This is a genomic window from Shewanella sp. LC6, from assembly GCF_006385735.2.
In the GTDB taxonomy this organism is placed as follows: domain Bacteria; phylum Pseudomonadota; class Gammaproteobacteria; order Enterobacterales; family Shewanellaceae; genus Shewanella; species Shewanella xiamenensis.
In genome coordinates this window covers 361,355-380,051 of the sequence record NZ_CP043902.1, presented here as the reverse complement: position 1 = coordinate 380,051, position 18,697 = coordinate 361,355, and the positions used below count along the sequence as shown (strand labels likewise).

The following is an 18,697-nucleotide window of genomic DNA, read 5'->3' as shown; positions in this document are numbered from 1 at the left end:
GGCTAAGTAAGCTTTATTGAGGATTTAACTGTTAGAGATTAACGGCTCACTCAACGGGCACTTCTAGCTCATTTTCTGCCGCGAGAGCCTGTGCAACTCGTTCTGCTTTCGCGATATATTTAGGTTTATTACTGGTGTGAAGCTTGGCATTAGCTTTTTTCGCCTTCTGCTTAAGCGTTTGATTAATCTTCTTTTTGCGGTTCATAAGCGCTGTATCTGAGCAATATTCAAGCCGACATTATAGCCATCCTTAGCCACAGCAACAAATCAGTAGGATGAAGATAAACCCTCAATCTTAATACACCTATAATTGCTATCCGAGTCACAAGTTGCAAAAAACGCCACATTTTAGCTCGTTTGATTTACAGATCGACTAGACAACCTTGAATGACTTCCTTATCATCCGAAGTTAATAAAAATCACTATCATTTGCAATGTTGTTTAACGGAAGAGTCTGATGCCAAGGAATTCGGTGTAGCAAATTCACACGCCCTTAGCAGGAAGTTATATGACGTTCAAAACCTCGTTTGTTGCTCTCGCTGTCTTTGCAGCACTCACCCAATCCGCTATTGCACAAGAAAAATCCGACACGGAAATAAATAAAAACAAAGAAATAGAAAGAATTACCGTGACCGCGAGCCGTATGGATAAATCCCCAAGCTCGATTCCTAATACAGTGACCATTATCGACCGCGTGCAACTCGAAGAACAGTTCCGCACCACCAAAGATCTGTCGACCATTATTGGCAACTTAGCGCCAAGCTTTTCACCAAGCCGCCAAAAGATGAGTAATACGGGTGAAACCCTGCGTGGTCGTGCACCATTAATTATGATCGATGGCGTGCCGCAATCGAACCCGCTGCGCAGCGGTGGCCGCTCAGGACAAACTATCGATCCTGCAATGATTGAACGCATTGAAATTATTCACGGCGCCAATGCGATGCACGGCCTAGGCGCACAGGGCGGTATTATCAACTACATCACCAAAAAGCCCACGGGCGATAACCAGCACGTCGCTAGCTTTGATGTCACAGTCCCTGACTCACTCAAGTCTAACGGTGTCAGTTTTGGTGCCAGCTATGCGTTTTCAGGCGAGTCAGAATTGATCGATATGCTAGGCTCGGTCAGCTATCGCAATAACGGGGTTTACTACGATGCCAATCACGATGTGATTGGGGTGGACACGACGCAAGGCGAGTCCATGGATAGCCAGAGTAAGGACTTCTTCATCAAATTAGGCCACAACTTTACCGAGTCACGCCTAGAGCTGATGGTTAACCATTACAACATGGATAACAATGGCGACTGGATGGCCGTTGCAGGTAATAAACCCAATGGTATTCCAACCGGTGCCGTGGAACAAAAACAGCCCTGGGAAGCGGCTAATAACCAAGTCACCACCACTAGTTTGACCTATAGCCACGAAAACATTGCAGGCCAACAGCTCAACATGCAGTTGTTTAATCAAGACTTTAAAGCGGTGTACGGCGGTGGTTGCTTCGATAGCTTCTACGATCCTTCCTTTGAAGGCAGCGATCAAGTGGTTCAATGCGGTGTAAATAGCAAAGGCGAGCACTTATACTACGAGCAATCACGCAACTCTTCGGTTAAATGGGGCCTAAAAACTTCGTTAATCGCGAAAAACATTGCAGATACTGGCATCGATGCGGCCTATGGTATCGACTTGTTCCGCGATACGACTGAACAGGACTTAGTGAAAACTGGGTTCTCTTGGGTACCTGAAAGCACCTATGATAACTTCGCGCCGTATCTACAGTTAGACTATGATTTAATTAAAGATTTAACCGTATCAACCGGTGTGCGTTACGAGCACGCTACCCTCAATGTTGATGACTACAAAACCCTCTATGGCGCTGGCAATAAGCAAATCGCGGGGGGCGAAGCCACCTTTGATGAAACCTTATTCAATGTCGGTTTATCCTATAAAATCACGCCGGATATCCGCGTCTACACTAGCTACAACCAAGGTTTTGGCATGCCAGACATTGGCCGTATTCTGCGTGATGGAAACAGTTTCCCCGGCGCCAATCCAAGCATTAGTGACTCTTTAGCCTTAACTCCAATCGTGACGGATAACGTTGAATTGGGTGCCGATTATCAAGGTAGTTTCTTAAGTGCTAAGATTGCTTACTACCGTTCTGCTACCGATTTTGGTGCCCGTTTAGCCTTAAACAGCGACGGTTTCTATGATGTAAAACGTGAAAAAAGCGTCATTGATGGGATCGAAGCGAATGTTACCGCTTATCTAACAAGCAATGATGATTTGGGCATGAACATCGCACTGCAACGGGGCGAATACGATGTAAACGGTGATAATAAGGTCGATACCGATCTCGATGGCGCCAATATTTCCCCGAATCGTATCAACTTATTCTGGACCCACAACTTCGATAATGAAATGTCGACACGTGTTCAAGCAAATTACTTTATGGACCGTGATTTTGAAAATGCCAAAGGTGCTAAATATGCCGAGTTTGATGGTTACACCACTGTCGACGCGTCATTTTCAATGCCGCTCTACACGGGTACCTTAAGCATTGGTGTACAAAACCTGTTTAATAAGGATTATTTCAACTACTACTCACAAACCATGGGTACAAATGATCGTTATTTTAAAGGTATGGGTCGCACTGCCACTATAGGTTATACCGTGGCGTTTTAATTAACGAACAGGTGAAATCGATAATCAGCGCAACTTAGGTTGCGCTTTTTATTGGCTCATTGAAACACGCTACGCCTTAGTGACAACGGTAAGGCGGGAACCCGAAAAATAAACACAGCACTATGATAATTAACAGATCTTTGCCTACGCCCGCGTTTAAAAATACCACAACGGGAGGCAATAGAATCGCAATAATGACTCATAGTCATTTGTTTATATCGACAGCAGGCCATCCTTAAACCGTAATAAATGACGAGTAAGCAGTTTTTAACTTCGTCGTTAGCCCACCGGTTTGAAACCATTGCATTATCAACCTGTGGCTTGGGCGTTGTGGCACAGGTCTTCACTTAACATTCAGTCCATTTCAACAAAAATGCCAAAAGCCATCTATAGTTAAAGGAAAATTGAACGCCGCCATGGAATTTGATCCCCAAGCGCTTTTACTAATTAAATTTATTTGTCTACTGACAGGTACAGCCCTGAAGGATCCCCTCATAAATCAGCCATAGCATAGCCATATTTGAGCAACTGATTGGCGAATAATACCCAGGCCGCCAGCAATTCTTTCTCCGTGATTTGATAATCAGGCCGCCTGAGTACCTCCAATCCCAAGCGAATCGTTGAGAGTACCGTTCGATGCCCAATGGTATTGGCCTGAAAATGCTTATCCCAGCCCTGTTGCTGTGCGTGTAAACCAACTAGCCACAACAGGCATTGAACCATCAACGCTATCAGTAGGATGATGTCGAATCGCTCTGGACTGTTGGTACGACTTTGGCGTAAGCCAAAGCCGTATGCCGGGCTTTTGAGGTCACGAAAGGTTTCCTCTATTTGCATACGTTTGGCGTACAGGTTTACCAGCTGCTTTGGGCTCCGAGATTCTGGTGGTAAATTGCTGGCTAACACCCAAGGCTCTTTCGCCGATGTTGAGTACGTTTTTGCCGATGGATGGTGGCAATTAGTCCTCGTTGAACGCTGATTTGTACGCCCCTTAGGTTTGCTACGATAAAGCGTGAGATGGCAATTGATAGGGTTAGTTTTGGTCAAGGTCTTACAACCCAGGCTCTTCGCTTGACCGTTGGCCAAGTCATGTGTACTGCGAACTGCACGCCAATTTTCAGCGCCAATATCTGCAAATTGAACTGTACCGCGAATACGGCTTAGCCAAAACCAACCATGCGCCTCAACCTCTTTGTACCAAGGCACTTTGAACCCCGCGTCAGTCACGATGAGAGGGGTAACATGCAAAGGTAAAATCTTGGCTAAGTCCGCTAAAAAACCGTTGTGGGAGGCCTTAGAGCATTGTTCTGATAGGGGATAGGACTTCTCATACAGGGTAATAGAGCGGCCATTGAAGGCTATTGAGGCGCGCAGAGCCATGATGCGTTTATGCTCTCGGATGTCTGACCAATCGACGAGCACAATCGGCATAGGGTTACCAGAACAGATGAGGCTGGCATGCCATTGGTAGACAGCTAACCGTTCTTGATGCAGATGCGTGTTGCCGAGCAAACGATCAATGCGCTTGATGTTGTGCTTGGTTCGGGCCGTGGTTGGTAAATTTCGACCTAACTCAGTCAAGGTCAGTGTCTTACATTCAATCAGTGCCTTAGAGGCCAGCATCAAGCTGTTTAATCGTTTTAGGTGAAGTTCTGGGCAGTATTGGTGTAAAGAATGTTGTAGGATATTGGCTTCGCGCATCTTGTTGTCCAAGTGTAGTTTTTGGAGAAACCATTTGATCATGCAACAAGATGCGCTTCCACCCTAATTTGATGATTTATTTGTAAATCATCAGGGGATTCTTCAGGGTACAGCCGCTATTGCATGGGGATTAATCGCCAAACCATTGAACATTGCCAAATTAGCCAGCATACGCTTTTCCCTTGCGAATATCTGTGTATTTATCGGCATCATTCTCAACACTCTAAGAACCGAATCAAATAGTTACCTCTACTGGTTTTGCGCAGATATTGTTATCTTACTCGGATTTATCATGCTGCGTTGGGGCACACAATACCTGTTTAGATTGAAGCACAGCACTAAGTTCGATCTGACTATGCTCGCAATCACCGCAGCACTCATGTTGATGGTTCCCCCAAATGTCCAATCTCAGCCGATACTCGCCATGCTTTTTTCAGCCAATGCAGCACTATCTTTTGTGATGCTCAGTCGAGATAACTATTACGCTATCCGCAGAGAGACTGGCAATAAGATAGCGATTGCCATGATCACCCCCTTAATCGCGATGGCTATCATCTTCATGATTCGGTTTTTCATCGCCCTGTTATCGCCGAGTGAAACGCCAATATTTATTGCCATGCACACGATTGAAGCCATTCCTGTGCTGTGGTTTTATGTGTTCTTAGCCTTACTTATCAATATCCTGATGATAGGTAATGCGATGACTCGTCTGGTGAGTAAAATCAGAATGTTGGCTGAAAAAGACCAGCTCACAGGGCTGTGGAATCGACGCGCAATGCAAAAAAGACTCACCACAACCCACCAACGCTGGCAGAAAAATGCAGAGCCTTATAGCGTGATCTTGCTCGATCTCGACCATTTCAAACATATAAATGATCACTATGGTCATGATGTTGGTGACCTCGCCCTGCTGACAGCGGCAAGATTATTTCACTCGGTATTACGGGAACACGATGTCCTGTGTCGTCATGGTGGGGAAGAGTTTTTGGTTTTACTGCCAGCCACAAGCGCACCATCCGCAAGAGCCGTTGCGGATAAATTACATCGGGTACTGAGGGAAAATCCGATTAACTGGCAGGATAAAAAAGTCCAACTTTGCGCAAGCGTGGGTTACGCCACGATTTATCAAGGATGTCAGCCAGACAAACTATTGATTGAAGCCGATCATGCCATGTATCAAGCAAAGTCTGAGGGGCGCGACCGGATCTGCCAAGCATTTCCCTCCCAATAAACACCTATCGTTCAGGCCAATCTAAAGTCTCTGGTGCTTGCCAAAATGTCAGCGCCTCACTGACAGTCTCAGTTAAAAAGAGCTCACCCTGCTCAGGCATATCAAGATACGCATAATTCTGCCAACTGCCATCTCCATGTTGATAACGAAAATGCAGGCAATAGGCGTGCAGATAACAGCGGTCGGCGACATCGGAGCCATAGAGGGCATCGCCCAAAATCGGTACCCCAAGGCTAGCAAGCGCGACCCGTAACTGATGGGTTTTCCCCGAGTGGGGTTTGAGTAAATACAGCCGTAGCCCATCGCCAACACTGACGGAAAAGAATTGGGTAATCGCTGGATTTTCTTTGGTTCGCAGTAACTTAAACATACTGCGGCGGGATTTAGCCATATCGCCAATCACCCAGCCTTGCTTCTTTTTAGGCTTACCTTTGGCGAGGGCAAGATAGTATTTCTGCACTCGATGGGCGCTAAAAAGCTCAGTCAACTGCCGCGCCGCAGCCGGATGTTTGGCTAACAGTAACAGCCCTGAGGTCGGGGTATCGAGCCGATGCACGGCAAAGAGTTTTATCCCTAAATCCTGCTCCAACTGCGCAACGACACCCGCAGTGCCATCTTGGCTGTGAAAATGCACATTCGGCGATTTAGAAATAACAAGAAAATCAGCCTCATTGGCTATGATTCGGTACATGGGGTTCCTAACACTGTCACGCGGATATTGGCCTAAAACTGAATGGTCACTACAAGGCCGGGATGATTATCCGAAAGAGTAATTTGCGCATTGTGCCGCGATAGAATCGCTTTGACCATAGATAATCCTAAACCCGTGCCCTGCAAATGGCGGCTTGGGTCGAGGCGAACTAAACGTTCAAATACTCTTTCTTTGCTGTCATCGGGGATCCCAGGACCGTTATCGCAAATCTTAATTTGGGCACCGGATTGAATAATATCGATACGTGCGCCTTGGCCAGAGTACTTCATCGCATTGTCGACCAAGTTATACAAGGCTTGGAACAACAGATACTTGTCACCATATATTTTATGGTCAGATAGCAGCGACAGGCTCAAGGTTTGCTCATTCGACTCCGCAACTGCATCGGCCATTTCCAGCAAATCAGTACATAGCTGCGCCAAACTCAGCTCCTGCAAATCTAAGGTTTGCTGCCCTTCCTCAATGCGTGTCAGCGAGAGCATGGCATCGAAGGTCGCAAGGCAGTGGTCAAGCTCTTCGGTCAAAATAGCACAGCCCTCACTGATTTCATCGGGAGATTTGGCCGCTAACTCCTCAAGACCAATGCGAATATGGGATAAAGGCGTGCGCAAATCGTGGGCGATATTATCAGTCACACCACGCACCGCCATCAGGTTATTCTCGAGAATATCCAGCACGTTGTTAAATTGCAGCGCCAACATATCAAACTCGTCCTGACGCCAACTGAGCGGCAGACGCGTATCATAATGCCCACGCTCAATTTGCTCACTTAAACGGTTGTACTGCACTAAACGGCGTAAAATTGCTTTAGAAAACAGATAGCCCAGCGCTAAGGTTAACACTATGGTCAACATCACGGCCGTGGCCGCTGCGCTGATAAATTTATCAATGAGTGTAGCTAAGTTGTCGGTACGGGTGGCGATGAGCACGGGGCCATAGCGAGTCATCACTAGACCGCCGGTAAGGATATGCAACTTATCAGGGCCGCCAGTCAAAATCGGGAAATCCCGCGTTTGCGGCAGCATGGGCATGCCTTCAGGCATAAAGCTTAAGGCGCCAACCATATCATAGCTATTGCGCCAGGCGATAAGCGCCGTCTGCGGATCGGCGGCACGAATTTGCGCCGCAAAACTGCGACGGTCGACAGTAAGAGCAAGCTGCTGATAGCGTTGGGTTTCGGACTCAAGATACTGAGTCACTTGGTACTGCTGTTCGATAATGAGTTGCCGATAAAGGGCAAACAGCAAAGCGCCTATGATCACAGTCACTAAGGTCGAGAAGATAATAGTGATGCGCCAGGCGCTGCTTTGGTAAGGCTTAATGCCTTTGGCGTAAGCGATAACCAGCTCCCCTTACGGTTTCAATCAATTCACCGTGGCCTAACTCTTCAAACTTGCGACGTAACTTGGCGATATGCACGTCGATCACATTAGTACGGGGATCAAAGTGATAATCCCACACTGCTTCAAATAATAGCGTCCGACTAATAACCTGATTAGCGTGTTCCATCAGATACTTAAGCAATTGGAATTCTTTGGGTTGCAGCATTAAATCGTGGCCATCTAAGGTCACGTTGCGTGTTAGCAGCTCCATTTTTAAGCCGCCGACCACCAGATCTGTGGTAATAGGTACGGATTGGCCCCGTTGCATCAACTTTTCGGCACGTACAAGCAGCTCCGAAAAGGCAAAGGGCTTAGTCATATAATCATCGCCACCCGCACGCAGACCTTTTACCCTTTCATCCACATGGGCCAGCGCCGACAGGATAAGCACTGGAGTTTGGTTGCCAGTTGCTCTAAGGGCGGCCAGCAATTTCAACCCATCGAGTTGGGGCAACATGCGGTCGAGAATCAAGAGGTCGTACTGACCACTCGTGGCTTGCAGCAGACCTTGATGACCATCGCTGGCGGTCTCAATATTATGTCCCTGCTCAAGAAATCCTTTAACGATGTAGTCGATCGTTGTCGCATCATCTTCAACTAAAAGTATTTTCATCTGTATGCTGCGCTCCCCTGTCTTCACTTAGCGGTAATACTCAGCGTGCTAATCCCACTTAAGTAAAGGTAACTGTCGTAAATTTTCAATATCGAATGCCAATTTATACTTGCCTGTATCGTCCAGCAACTTTAACTCTAAGTAACTGATACCTAAGTCATGGTCTAATTTAGCATCGGTCAGAAAGGCCTTATGATCCTGAGTCGCCATTGCAATAATGCCGGAGAAGGTTTGATGCTTAGTGTTGATAAGGCGTGCGGCTTCCACCTCGCCGACATCATCGGCTGTGACTTTACCCGCTTTTTGTTTCAATAACTTACCATCTCGCGCCCGATATTCGAAACGGGTAATTGCATTCGCCAGCGGATTAATCAACTCAAACTGGTAGACCAACTCGCCTTCCTGCATTTCCATTTCAAACTCGGCAATCACGCCAGGAAACTCCTTCTCAATTTGCTGCATCACGCTTAACGGCGGCTGATACTCACCGCTCGAAAGCATCGAATACATGCTCTGGGCTGCGGTGGCAATCCCAGATACCAACATGAATCCTAGCAACCATAGTCTCATGGTTCCTCCATAAAAATCGGCTAAGTTTGTATCTTATGAGACAATCAGTTAGATGTCGATGGCGTACTAAAATCCCATCGCTTTTATCCCTGTTTGCCCATGATGGCGCCTAGTTCATCACTCATGTGAATTGCTCAATCCACTTGATTCAAACTCAGCAAACACTGACGAATGCATTCAGTTTACCTAATAGCGACTGAAACACCGATGGAAACAAGATTAAGCTTTGATCATCTGGGGATTTTGAAGCATGACATTTACCGTAAAAACCCATCATTTAGCCATTTAAAATCACACTAATTGAATTTCAGCTGGTATTTTAGCGCATCTGTGTCGTCAAAAAGTACGATTGGCAATGCAATCCCGTTGTTCTAGAGTCAACTAAACGGCCATTTAAATCGGAGTGCATATGAAACCAATTACACGCTGGATTAGCTTAAGTTTGCTACTGCTTGGAGCATTAAGCGCCTACGCCTATGGCAGCGCCACAAGCGCTGTGACGTTTATAATCTTAGGTATGCTGTTGGAAGGAACATTTTGGATGGGATTACTCGGTAAAAAACGTCATTAACTTATTCTAAAATATGAATTTGCTCAGATTTGAGCGCAACCGTGGTTTGCATCCCCTTGGTTAGGCCAAGCTTCTGTGCGAGATGAAATGACACTTCCGTATTAAGCTGTAGTTTAGTCCCGGTAGCATAACAGACTACCCGCACTGACTCGCCCATCACAAGTAAAGAGTCGATTGTCACATCTAACTTATTAAAACTACGGCATAAACGTCCATTTGAAATGGCGTTAAATCGAATACCCTGATTGGGGATGACCCAGCGAACTTTACTGCCAACACTGCGGTCTTTGCCAAAATCGCTGGCAATCAGCTGCTCACCAAATTTGAGCCAGGTGATGTCTTTAGTGCGGTCTTGGAACATCACTTCGCCATCGAAAATATTCCTTAAGCCCATCTGCCGCGCAACAGCCTCGTTACGTGGCCGCGATAACACCTCAAACGGCGCACCCTGCTGTAACATCTGGCCTTGGCTAATCAAGATCATCGAATCGGCCAGCAGCAGTGCTTCGTTTAAATCGTGGGTCACCATAATCACTGGGCAAAGCAGTTGCTCTTTGAGTCGAGCAAGTTCGAGATACAAACGCTCACGAGTTTCTCTGTCCACCGCTGAAAATGGCTCATCGAGCAGTAGCACTGAAGGTTCACGGGCAAGGGCGCGAGCAAGCGCAACCCGCTGGCGTTGACCACCGGAGAGGTTCATAGGCAGTCTATCGGGCAAACCATGTAAATTAACCCGTTCTAACCAATCCTTCGCCCTAGCAACTCGCTCCGACTTGGGAATATGGTCAAGCCCTGCAACCACGTTCTCGAGCGCGGTAAGATTGGGAAATAAGCCAAAATGCTGTGGCATATAGCCAATATGGCGCTGCTGCGGCGTTAGCGCGGTGCGACTTTGATGGTCAAACCATGGCGTTTCACCAAACACAATACTGCCCGTGTCGGGATGATTCAGCCCTGCGATCATCCGCAGTAACGTCGTCTTACCGCCGCCCGAAGGCCCTACGACCGCTAACACCTCACCCGCCTTACAGCTAAATTCGGCGCTCAGTTTAATATGCTTATGGTTTTGGATCTGGCAATGCAGATCAGCGATGATTTGCGCCACCCTGACCTCCTAAACGCCGTGACAAACTGGTAGTTAGAGCCAATGCGGTAATCGCAAATAACAGCAATACCAGAGACATAGTACCTGCTGCGCCAAAATCGAAGGCCTGCACGCTGTCATAAATGGAGATCGATATCGTCTTGGTTTCGCCAGCGATATTGCCGCCCATCATCAGCACCACCCCAAACTCACCCAGCACATGGGAGAAACACAGCACTATGGCGGTCAACACCCCCGGCCAGACCATAGGCAATTCAATTTTAAGTAGAATTTTAAGTTTGCTCATGCCGCAACAGGCTGCAGCATCGCGCACATCATGGGGAACTGCCTCAAAGGCACGTTGTATCGGTTGCAACGCAAAGGGAATATTGACCAGCACGGATGCCAGCACTAACCCCGAGAAATGAAACACTAACTGCTGCCCAGTCAGATGCTCTAACCACTGCCCTAACCAGCTTTGGCTGCCAAGCCCCACCAGCAAGTAATAACCAATCACTGTCGGCGGTAAGACTAAGGGCACCATGATGAGCGCCTCAACCCAAGACTTACCGATAAACTGCCGATAAGCCAAGGCGCGCCCAGCAAGAATCGATAGGGGGATCAGCACCAAGACTGTGATGCTACTGAGTTTGATCGATAACCAAAGCGCCTGCCAATCCATGTCTAGCCTTACCGAGCGGGTAGACCAAATCCGTATTGCAGGAATACGACTCTGGCGGCATCAGATTGAAGATAGAGGTAAAAACGTTCGGCAGTTACCCCCGCTTTAGGCGTTAACGCCATACGCTGATAAAGTGGGCCGTGAAGATCTTCGGGTAAAGCAATTGCTTGGCCTAATGCTTTAAACTGTGGCGCTAAGGCAAGCGATAACGGAATAATACCGCCTTGAGTGGAGCCACTCACGGCAAATTGCGCCGCTTGGGAGGCATTTTCACCTAGGATTAGCTTGGTTTGTAGACCATCCCACAAGCCTAGTTTTTGTAAGAGTTCGCGGGCGCGTTCGCCATAGGGCGCATGCTCAGGATTAGCAATCGCAAAGCGCTCCAACTTACCCGTGGCGAGTAGGGCTTTTACGCCGTTAAGTTCAGTATCCAAGGTTAAAGGGGACTTGTTTGGGGCGACTAAGGCTAGGCGACCCACTGCGTATTGCACGCCTTCATCGCGGGTAAAGCCCGCTTTTTGCAGCTCATGGATATAACGCTCATCGGCGCTGAGCAACATTTCAAATGGCGCACCATGTTGAATTTGCGCGACAAAATTACCCGATGAGCCGTAGGAGACTCGCACCTTGAGCCCAGTTTCGGCGCTAAAGTTTTTAACAATATCATCGAGGGCAAACTTGATATTGGCGGCGGCCGCAATCGCAGGCACTGTCTCGGCGCGGCTAACGGTAGGCATCAAAGCAACACAGAACGACAATACTAGAGAAAATACTAGACCCCAGATTTTGCCTAACCCTGTCACACCGTGCATAAACTCACCTCTCAGTCTCGCCTGCTGCTAGCTCAGTCTTACGTTAGTCTTTGTGTTGCCACACTTGCGCCGCTTGCTCGTCGGCATCCTTGGCCTCGACCCAATTCTTGCCCTTGTCCCCTGCTTCTAATTTCCAGAAAGGGGCTTTGGTCTTCAAAAAGTCGATTAAGAATTCGCAGGCCGCAAAGGCCGCTTTGCGATGAGCGCTGGTGACACCAATAAACACAATTTGCTCACCCAGCGCCATCGTGCCGACACGGTGGATAACCGTAACGTTATTGAGCGGCCAACGCTCACGCGCCTCGGCAACGATTTGCTCAAGAACACGCTCCGTCATACCGGGATAGTGCTCTAAAGTCAGGTCAGTCACCACTGAACCATCGTTAAAGTCGCGCACTTTGCCAACAAAAGTCACAACCGCGCCATCACTATTATCTTGGGCTAATTGGTGGTATTCATCGGCCACATTAAAATCAACAGTTTGCACCCGTACATTCGGCAGTAAACGCATATCAACCTCCGGTCACAGGTGGGAAGAAGGCGACTTCATCACCATCACTCACTTGGGTATCCCACTGACTGATGGTTTGATTTACCGCCACCAGTAATTTGTCCGAGGCTAACACTTTGGCCCATTTATCATCTTTAGCCGCTAAAGTTGCCCGCAATCCTTCTGCGGTTTGTGTCTGCTCGCTCGCTTCAACACTCAGTTGTGCCGTCCCTAAAAGCTCACGAACTTGGGCAAAAAACAACACGTTAATCATATTCTTATCTCGCTTTACGTTATTCAGCTTTAAAGTGTCCCGACTTGCCGCCGCGTTTTTCGAGCAGGCGCACCTGTGAAATCACCATGTCTTTCTGCACGGCTTTGCACATATCGTAAATCGTCAGCGCTGCGACAGAGGCCGCCGTGAGCGCCTCCATTTCGACACCGGTTTTGCCGGACAATTTACACAGACTAGTGATGCGCACACGATTGTGCTCAGGCTGAGCCTCAAGCTCGACTTCGACCTTGGTTAGCATTAGTGGATGGCATAACGGAATTAAATCTGAAGTCTTTTTCGCCGCCTGGATCCCCGCGATACGCGCGGTGGCAAACACATCGCCCTTATGGTGGCTGCCGCTCATGATCATCTCGAGGGTCGTGCTCGCCATCTCGATAAAGGCTTCGGCACGGGCCTCGCGCTCGGTCACGGCTTTCTCGGTCACATCGACCATATGGGCATTGCCGTCGGCGTTAATATGGGTAAATACATTGCTCATTGAAGCGATCCTTTAAACTACTGCTAAATTCAAGCATGTGGGAAATTGAGCGCAATCGCAAAACCTAACTAAATGAAAGATAACGCGATAAGCAGACTAAAACCTAAGTTAGATTAACCGCCAATCGAGGCCAAATGCTGAGTTACGCCAGTAATGCCCTGATGCAGATAATGGGTTTCTTTCTTCTGTGCCAGTTGACCGTGTAACCGCTCGATTAATTCCGCTTGCTGACTCGGGTGTTGTAGTAGATCACGCAAATCAATACCGGACTCGGTAAACAGGCACAAGTGCAACTTACCTTTGGCCGAGACCCGCAAGCGATTACAGCTCACGCAGAAGTTAGTGGCGTAGGGCATGATCAAGCCGATACGGCCCTTAAAGTCACTGTGGCTGAAGTTTTGCGCAGGGCCATCATCGGCACGGGGCGTATCCAATTGCCAGCCGTTGGCAAGCAACTGAGCTTTAATATCGGCACCCGCTAAGTGGTGGGCTTGGAAATACTCGCGACCAAGGCCGGTTTCCATTAACTCAATAAAACGCAGATCGATGGGCGTGTGCTTAATCCAATTCAAAAAGCGCGGTAAATCTTTATCGTTCATGCCTTTGAGCAATACCGCATTGACTTTTACGCGCTCAAAGCCTGCTGATAATGCAGCATCGATACCACGCATCACCTCGTCGAACTTATTCTCGCCGGTGATCTGGTAAAACATCTTGGGATCTAAGCTATCCACCGACACATTGATGCGGCGCAGACCAGCATCGAACCACTCTTGGGCATGCTTCTCGAGCCTATACCCATTAGTGGTAGTGGCTACAGTATGAATACGCGGATTATCAGCGACCACTCGAATAATATCGGTAAAATCTTTACGCAGCGTGGGTTCGCCGCCTGTGATACGGATTTTTTGAGTACCAACGAGGCTAAATGCGGACACCAAGTTTTCTATCTCACTGAGAGATAAAAACTGCTGTTTGCCATTGGGATGATAACCATCAGGGAGGCAATAGCTGCATTTGAAGTTACAAACGTCAGTGACTGACATCCGTAAGTAATGAAATTTACGACCAAAATTGTCTTGTAATTGAGACATGATCACCTTTCCAAGTGTGGGAGGCGAGAGCATTTCTTTACTCACCCCAGTGGCCTTATTGCCACGGCTACACCCCCATATCTGTTGACTTAGGTAGGCAAGCTCGGAGAACCGTCAGCTGTGATTATAAGCCGAAAGTATTGCCGAGCTATACCCCTAAACAGGTATTTCTTGATCAGGTTCAAGTGAGCGTGAACAATCTGTGACAGTGCTCACCCAAAGATTTGTCATTCTTTAGGCTAAACAGCCTGCTTAGCCCCTGTGCCCTGCGGTGATTTTGAGGTAAGGTGGACATTAGTAATAAAACGCCCGTTTACAAACAAACTACAACACCCGATATAAATTGGGGATAAGCGAAGGAAAAGGTGAACTGATGGAACGCGAATCAATGGAATTCGATGTTGTTATCGTCGGCGCTGGCCCAGCTGGCTTGGCGACTGCGTGTCGATTAATGCAGATATCAAAGGATTCAGGTAAAGAAATTACCGTTTGCGTGGTAGAAAAAGGCTCCGAAGTGGGCGCGCATATTCTATCAGGCGCCGTATTCGAACCAAGGGTATTAGACGAGCTATTCAGCGACTGGCGTGATAAAGGCGCCCCCGTCACCACCGCCGTGACCCACGATGAAATCTATCTACTCAACTCCGCTACCGACAGCAAACTCATGCCCAATGCATTTGTGCCGAAAACCATGCACAACGAAGGCAACTATATTGTCAGCGTAGGTAATCTCTGTCGCTGGCTCGCGACCCGTGCTGAAGAACTCGGCGTAGAAATTTTCCCCGGCTTTGCCGCCAGCGAATTACTCTTCAATGAAGATAACAGCGTGAAGGGTATCCTGATTGGCGATATGGGCGTCGGCACCGATGGCCAACCCAAAGACAGCTTTATGCCCGGCATGGAGCTTCACGCCAAATATACCGTGTTCTCAGAAGGCTGCCGTGGTCACTTAGGCAAACAGCTGATCGCGAAATACCACTTAGATAATGGTAAAACACCACAACATTACGGCCTAGGCTTTAAAGAAATCTGGAAAGTGCCCGCCGAGCAACATGAACAAGGTAAGGTTGTGCATACCGGCGGCTGGCCATTAACCGATGGCGCCTCGGGTGGTGGCTTCCTCTATCATATGGAAGACAACCAAATAGCAGTGGGGTTAATTATCGACCTCAACTACAAGAACCCACATCTAAGCCCGTTCGATGAGTTCCAACGTTATAAGACTCACCCAGTCATCGCTAAATACTTAACTGGCGGCGAGCGTTTGACCTATGGCGCACGTGCTATCACTAAAGGTGGCCTGAACTCACTGCCAAAAATGAGCTTCCCCGGTGGTTTACTCATTGGTTGCGATGCGGGAACCCTCAACTTTGCCAAAATTAAAGGCACGCATACCGCCATGAAGAGCGGTATAGTCGCGGCTGAAACGCTTGCCAAAGCCATGATGGCCGAGGTCGAAGGCGGTAAAGATCTGGATTGTTTCCAAACCCATCTGGAAGAAAGCTGGTTACACGAAGAGCTATATAAGTCGCGCAACTTTGGCCCAGCAATGCACAAGTTTGGCACTTTCCTCGGCGGCGCATTTAACTACATAGATCAAAACTGGTTCGGTGGTAAGTTCCCGATCACCCTGCGTGATGAACACCCAGACTATGCACAAATGGCCCCAGTAAGCGCCTACAATAAGATTGATTACCCCAAACCCGATGGCAAACTCAGCTTCGATAAGCTCTCTTCAGTCTACCTGTCGAGCACCTATCATGAGGAAGACCAGCCTTGCCATCTACGCTTAAAAGACAACAGCATTCCGCTCGGGATAAACCTGACGCAATTTAACGAGCCCGCCCAGCGTTACTGCCCTGCTGGCGTGTACGAAATCGTTGAAGAAGCGGGTCAACCGAAGTTTGTTATCAATGCGCAAAACTGCATCCATTGCAAAACCTGTGACATTAAAGATCCTAGCCAAAATATTACTTGGGTGACGCCCGAGGGCGGCGGCGGTCCAAACTACCCGAATATGTAATCTCTACCGAAGAAGGCGCTCATTGAGCGCCTTCTTTTTACTTGCCTTACCCCTACATTTTGGCCACAATTGCATCATAAAAATCACATGCTTCAAATCAGCAACTCATTTCCATCTATACTCTACATAACAAGATCTACCGCAAGAGCAACAGGTTAGGCCAAATAAATGTCTTGTACGCTGTTTTATTCGGCATTCGACCTAAACAAAGGTTAACTTTTAACATTTCTGTCCGATACTAGGTCATTGGTAGAAAACGTCGACCGATATTTCTAAACGTATAACACAGGCATATTGATATTTATGATATTGAATAACCTTACTATTAAGCAGAAAATTCTGCTGACAGTGGCATTTGCTGTGCTGCTGTCGACCATACTCGTGGGCGTGCTCAGCCAACGCAGTGCTAAAAATGTGGTTCAGCAACGTATGCTCGGGTCGGAAATGCCTAGCCTAATGATGCAGATCCGCAACAAGATTGAGCTGGATATTTCGAGCTTAATGAATGCCGCCGAACAACTCGCCAGCAGCCGTATGTTACTGCAATGGCTTGAAAATGGCCGTCCACCGGAGCAAGAGCCCCAAGTCGTTGCCCAATTAAAAGACATCACCCGCCAATACCATTTGGCCCAAGCCTCCTACGCCGATAGACAAACCGCCGCTTATTACACTCAGGATGGTTTTTTACGCGTACTCACGCCCGCCCAAGATGGGTGGTTTTTTGGTTATCGTGATAGCGGCCAAGAGCGGATGCTAAACGTATTTACCGAAGCCAATGGCGAGATAAAACTCTTTATCAACTACCAACAACCTAACGGTCGCGGACTTGTTGGTCTCGCCAAATCCCTCGATGATATGGTGCGGCTCCTCGACTCTTTTAAGATTGAAAAAACCGGTTTTGTCTACTTAGTCGATGCCAAAGGCGAGGTAAAACTACATCCAGACGCCAGCCAAATTGGCAAGAGCAGCCTCAAGAGTTTGTACTCGGGCGCCAACATGAGTTCATTACTCAATCGTAGTGATTTCAATCTTATTAATACCGACGTCCAAGGTGAAAACACCTTCATTGCCAGCAGTTACATCCCGTCGATGGATTGGTATTTAGTCGCTCAAGTACCTGAGGCCGAAGTCTTTGCCCTGCTGACAGATGCGGCCTACCAAATCTTAATTTGGACTGTAATCATTGCCGCAGCCTTTATCATGCTCGCTATTGTGGTAGCAGGCTCCGTGAGTCGCCCTATCGCCCAAGTCGCAGCAATGTTCCATGATATCGGTGAAGGTGAGGGTGATTTACGCCAACGCTTACCTGTAAATGGTGAAGACGAAATTGCGCAACTTGCCCAAGGATTTAATAGCTTTATTAGCAAAATCCAAGATTCTGTTATTGAAGTCGCGCAGACCAGTGAACAACTCGGTCTCTCGGCGAAAGATGTATCTAATCAAGCGCAGCAAACCCTTGAAGATAGTCATGAACAAAAAGACCGCACTATGATGGTGGTAACGGCCATCAATGAGATGGGGGCAACCGTAAATGAAATCGCCAGTAATGCAGCCCAAGCCGCTGTCGCCGCGAAAGATGCCGATACAGAATCCAATAGCGGCCAAGTGGTGGTAACGCGTGCCCGTGACACTATCAATCAGCTCTCCCATGATGTGGAACAAGTAGGTGAAGTGATTGAATCCCTCGCGACTCATACCAAATCTATCGGTGGCATCCTCGATGTGATCCGTGCTATTTCGGAGCAAACCAATCTATTAGCCCTCAACGCCGCGATTGAAGCTGCACGCGCAGGTGAAGCGGGACGTGGCTTTGCCGTAGTAGCAGATGAAGTCCGTAATCTGGCATCACGTACCGCAGCCTCTACTAACGAAGTCCAAGGTATGATCGACAAGTTGCAATCTGAAGCAAGCCGCGCAGTTAATGCCATGGCACAGAGCCGCGCTCGCTCACACGAAGGTGTCACAGCGGTTGATGAGGCTAGCCAGTCTTTGGTTGGCATTAGCGATCGTATTGGTCTTATCAGTGATATGAACATTCAAGTCGCGGCGGCAACAGAAGAGCAATCGACCGTAGTCGAAGATATTAACCGTAACGTGACCGAAATTAACGACATTACCCAACGCACCGCGAGCACAGCTCAAGCTGCGGCGCAGGCCAGTTTAGCGTTAAATCAACTCGCCCACCGCTTGGATACCTTGGTAGCTAAGTTTAAAGTGTAATTGTCAAACACAAAGATATTGATATAGAAAAAAAATGCCTTAGTGGATCTCCCTAA

The 18,697-nt window shown here is 47.9% G+C and carries 19 protein-coding genes and 1 riboswitch; of the genes, 5 read left to right on the top strand and 14 right to left on the bottom strand.

The window, feature by feature from the left end:
* Window positions 1–46 precede the first annotated feature (46 nt).
* Entirely contained in the window at window positions 47–205 is a 159-nt protein-coding gene (locus FJD32_RS01765; RefSeq protein WP_037425046.1) for a DUF2986 domain-containing protein, read from the bottom strand.
* 303 nt (window positions 206–508) lie between these two features.
* Here FJD32_RS01765 and FJD32_RS01760 point away from each other — a divergent pair, with 303 nt between their 5' ends.
* Complete coding sequence (locus FJD32_RS01760) at window positions 509–2,683, top strand: TonB-dependent receptor (RefSeq protein ID WP_037423169.1); 2,175 nt, start codon at window positions 509–511, stop codon at window positions 2,681–2,683.
* A gap of 76 nt (window positions 2,684–2,759) precedes the next feature.
* On the opposite strand, the gene FJD32_RS01755 is transcribed toward FJD32_RS01760, so the two are convergent.
* Together FJD32_RS01755 and FJD32_RS01750 are read right to left on the bottom strand one after the other, a co-directional pair.
* Window positions 2,760–2,879 carry a YqaE/Pmp3 family membrane protein gene (locus FJD32_RS01755; RefSeq protein WP_224022102.1) on the bottom strand — a complete coding sequence of 40 codons (120 nt, stop codon included), beginning with the start codon at window positions 2,877–2,879 and terminating at the stop codon, window positions 2,760–2,762.
* Window positions 2,880–3,175: 296 nt separating this feature from the next.
* Window positions 3,176–4,384 (bottom strand): IS4-like element IS10A family transposase, encoded by a 1,209-nt coding sequence (locus FJD32_RS01750; protein ID WP_001206290.1) that lies wholly within the window; start codon window positions 4,382–4,384, stop codon window positions 3,176–3,178.
* A 97-nt stretch (window positions 4,385–4,481) separates the two neighbouring features.
* Between FJD32_RS01750 and FJD32_RS01745 the strand changes: the two genes are divergently transcribed.
* A complete protein-coding gene (locus FJD32_RS01745) occupies window positions 4,482–5,615 on the top strand; it encodes a GGDEF domain-containing protein (RefSeq protein ID WP_140907486.1) in 1,134 nt (377 codons plus the stop codon).
* Window positions 5,616–5,619: 4 nt separating this feature from the next.
* Here the strand turns inward: FJD32_RS01745 and FJD32_RS01740 are convergent, their stop codons facing one another.
* From FJD32_RS01740 to FJD32_RS01725, 4 genes are read right to left on the bottom strand one after another with little or no spacing between them, the layout of a single operon-like run.
* Window positions 5,620–6,306 carry a TIGR01621 family pseudouridine synthase gene (locus FJD32_RS01740; protein WP_055646882.1) on the bottom strand — a complete coding sequence of 229 codons (687 nt, stop codon included), beginning with the start codon at window positions 6,304–6,306 and terminating at the stop codon, window positions 5,620–5,622.
* Window positions 6,307–6,338: 32 nt separating this feature from the next.
* Window positions 6,339–7,595 (bottom strand): HAMP domain-containing histidine kinase, encoded by a 1,257-nt coding sequence (locus tag FJD32_RS01735; protein ID WP_037423161.1) that lies wholly within the window; start codon window positions 7,593–7,595, stop codon window positions 6,339–6,341.
* A 49-nt stretch (window positions 7,596–7,644) separates the two neighbouring features.
* A complete protein-coding gene (locus tag FJD32_RS01730) occupies window positions 7,645–8,322 on the bottom strand; it encodes a response regulator transcription factor (protein ID WP_011621087.1) in 678 nt (225 codons plus the stop codon).
* A 48-nt stretch (window positions 8,323–8,370) separates the two neighbouring features.
* Window positions 8,371–8,892 (bottom strand): hypothetical protein, encoded by a 522-nt coding sequence (locus tag FJD32_RS01725; protein ID WP_037423157.1) that lies wholly within the window; start codon window positions 8,890–8,892, stop codon window positions 8,371–8,373.
* A 409-nt stretch (window positions 8,893–9,301) separates the two neighbouring features.
* Here FJD32_RS01725 and FJD32_RS01720 point away from each other — a divergent pair, with 409 nt between their 5' ends.
* Window positions 9,302–9,463: a hypothetical protein gene (locus FJD32_RS01720; RefSeq protein WP_037423154.1), complete on the top strand. Its 162-nt coding sequence runs from the start codon at window positions 9,302–9,304 to the stop codon at window positions 9,461–9,463.
* A gap of 1 nt (window position 9,464) precedes the next feature.
* Here FJD32_RS01720 and FJD32_RS01715 read toward each other — a convergent pair whose 3' ends face one another.
* The 7 genes from FJD32_RS01715 to moaA all read right to left on the bottom strand — a co-directional run bounded on the left by FJD32_RS01715 (window position 9,465) and on the right by moaA (window position 14,398).
* A complete protein-coding gene (locus FJD32_RS01715) occupies window positions 9,465–10,568 on the bottom strand; it encodes an ABC transporter ATP-binding protein (protein ID WP_055646884.1) in 1,104 nt (367 codons plus the stop codon).
* Window positions 10,549–11,229, bottom strand: coding sequence for a molybdate ABC transporter permease subunit (gene modB, locus FJD32_RS01710; protein ID WP_055646885.1), 681 nt, complete (start codon window positions 11,227–11,229; stop codon window positions 10,549–10,551). Before modB ends, FJD32_RS01715 begins: the two co-directional genes overlap by 20 nt.
* An 8-nt stretch (window positions 11,230–11,237) precedes the next feature.
* Window positions 11,238–12,041, bottom strand: coding sequence for a molybdate ABC transporter substrate-binding protein (gene modA / locus FJD32_RS01705; RefSeq protein WP_140907485.1), 804 nt, complete (start codon window positions 12,039–12,041; stop codon window positions 11,238–11,240).
* 43 nt (window positions 12,042–12,084) lie between these two features.
* A complete protein-coding gene (moaE, locus tag FJD32_RS01700) occupies window positions 12,085–12,552 on the bottom strand; it encodes a molybdopterin synthase catalytic subunit MoaE (RefSeq protein WP_088586523.1) in 468 nt (155 codons plus the stop codon).
* A gap of 1 nt (window position 12,553) precedes the next feature.
* A complete protein-coding gene (moaD, locus tag FJD32_RS01695) occupies window positions 12,554–12,805 on the bottom strand; it encodes a molybdopterin synthase sulfur carrier subunit (RefSeq protein WP_037423143.1) in 252 nt (83 codons plus the stop codon).
* Between the two features lie 19 nt (window positions 12,806–12,824).
* Window positions 12,825–13,304, bottom strand: a complete 480-nt coding sequence (moaC, locus tag FJD32_RS01690; protein WP_011074083.1) for a cyclic pyranopterin monophosphate synthase MoaC — start codon at window positions 13,302–13,304, stop codon at window positions 12,825–12,827.
* 113 nt (window positions 13,305–13,417) lie between these two features.
* Window positions 13,418–14,398, bottom strand: a complete 981-nt coding sequence (moaA, locus tag FJD32_RS01685) for a GTP 3',8-cyclase MoaA (RefSeq protein ID WP_055646888.1) — start codon at window positions 14,396–14,398, stop codon at window positions 13,418–13,420.
* Window positions 14,386–14,519, bottom strand: a riboswitch (molybdenum cofactor riboswitch). Its footprint overlaps the gene before it by 13 nt.
* Window positions 14,520–14,771: 252 nt before the next feature.
* On the opposite strand from moaA, the gene FJD32_RS01680 reads away from it, so the two are divergent.
* Both FJD32_RS01680 and FJD32_RS01675 read left to right on the top strand, forming a co-directional pair.
* A complete protein-coding gene (locus FJD32_RS01680) occupies window positions 14,772–16,421 on the top strand; it encodes an electron transfer flavoprotein-ubiquinone oxidoreductase (protein WP_055646889.1) in 1,650 nt (549 codons plus the stop codon).
* A gap of 303 nt (window positions 16,422–16,724) precedes the next feature.
* Window positions 16,725–18,641, top strand: a complete 1,917-nt coding sequence (locus FJD32_RS01675; protein ID WP_055646890.1) for a methyl-accepting chemotaxis protein — start codon at window positions 16,725–16,727, stop codon at window positions 18,639–18,641.
* The last annotated feature ends 56 nt before the right edge of the window (window positions 18,642–18,697 follow it).

Excerpts from the sequence above, each read along its gene's own strand:
- FJD32_RS01765 (WP_037425046.1), bottom strand. The coding sequence starts at position 205 with ATGAACCGCAAAAAGAAGATTAATCAAACGCTTAAGCAGAAGGCGAAA.
- FJD32_RS01760 (WP_037423169.1), top strand. The coding sequence starts at position 509 with ATGACGTTCAAAACCTCGTTTGTTGCTCTCGCTGTCTTTGCAGCACTC.
- FJD32_RS01750 (WP_001206290.1), bottom strand. The coding sequence starts at position 4,384 with ATGCGCGAAGCCAATATCCTACAACATTCTTTACACCAATACTGCCCA.
- FJD32_RS01740 (WP_055646882.1), bottom strand. The coding sequence starts at position 6,306 with ATGTACCGAATCATAGCCAATGAGGCTGATTTTCTTGTTATTTCTAAA.
- FJD32_RS01730 (WP_011621087.1), bottom strand. The coding sequence starts at position 8,322 with ATGAAAATACTTTTAGTTGAAGATGATGCGACAACGATCGACTACATC.
- FJD32_RS01725 (WP_037423157.1), bottom strand. The coding sequence starts at position 8,892 with ATGAGACTATGGTTGCTAGGATTCATGTTGGTATCTGGGATTGCCACC.
- FJD32_RS01720 (WP_037423154.1), top strand. The coding sequence starts at position 9,302 with ATGAAACCAATTACACGCTGGATTAGCTTAAGTTTGCTACTGCTTGGA.
- modB (WP_055646885.1), bottom strand. The coding sequence starts at position 11,229 with ATGGATTGGCAGGCGCTTTGGTTATCGATCAAACTCAGTAGCATCACA.
- modA (WP_140907485.1), bottom strand. The coding sequence starts at position 12,041 with ATGCACGGTGTGACAGGGTTAGGCAAAATCTGGGGTCTAGTATTTTCT.
- moaE (WP_088586523.1), bottom strand. The coding sequence starts at position 12,552 with ATGCGTTTACTGCCGAATGTACGGGTGCAAACTGTTGATTTTAATGTG.
- moaD (WP_037423143.1), bottom strand. The coding sequence starts at position 12,805 with ATGATTAACGTGTTGTTTTTTGCCCAAGTTCGTGAGCTTTTAGGGACG.
- moaC (WP_011074083.1), bottom strand. The coding sequence starts at position 13,304 with ATGAGCAATGTATTTACCCATATTAACGCCGACGGCAATGCCCATATG.
- moaA (WP_055646888.1), bottom strand. The coding sequence starts at position 14,398 with ATGTCTCAATTACAAGACAATTTTGGTCGTAAATTTCATTACTTACGG.
- FJD32_RS01680 (WP_055646889.1), top strand. The coding sequence starts at position 14,772 with ATGGAACGCGAATCAATGGAATTCGATGTTGTTATCGTCGGCGCTGGC.
- FJD32_RS01675 (WP_055646890.1), top strand. The coding sequence starts at position 16,725 with ATGATATTGAATAACCTTACTATTAAGCAGAAAATTCTGCTGACAGTG.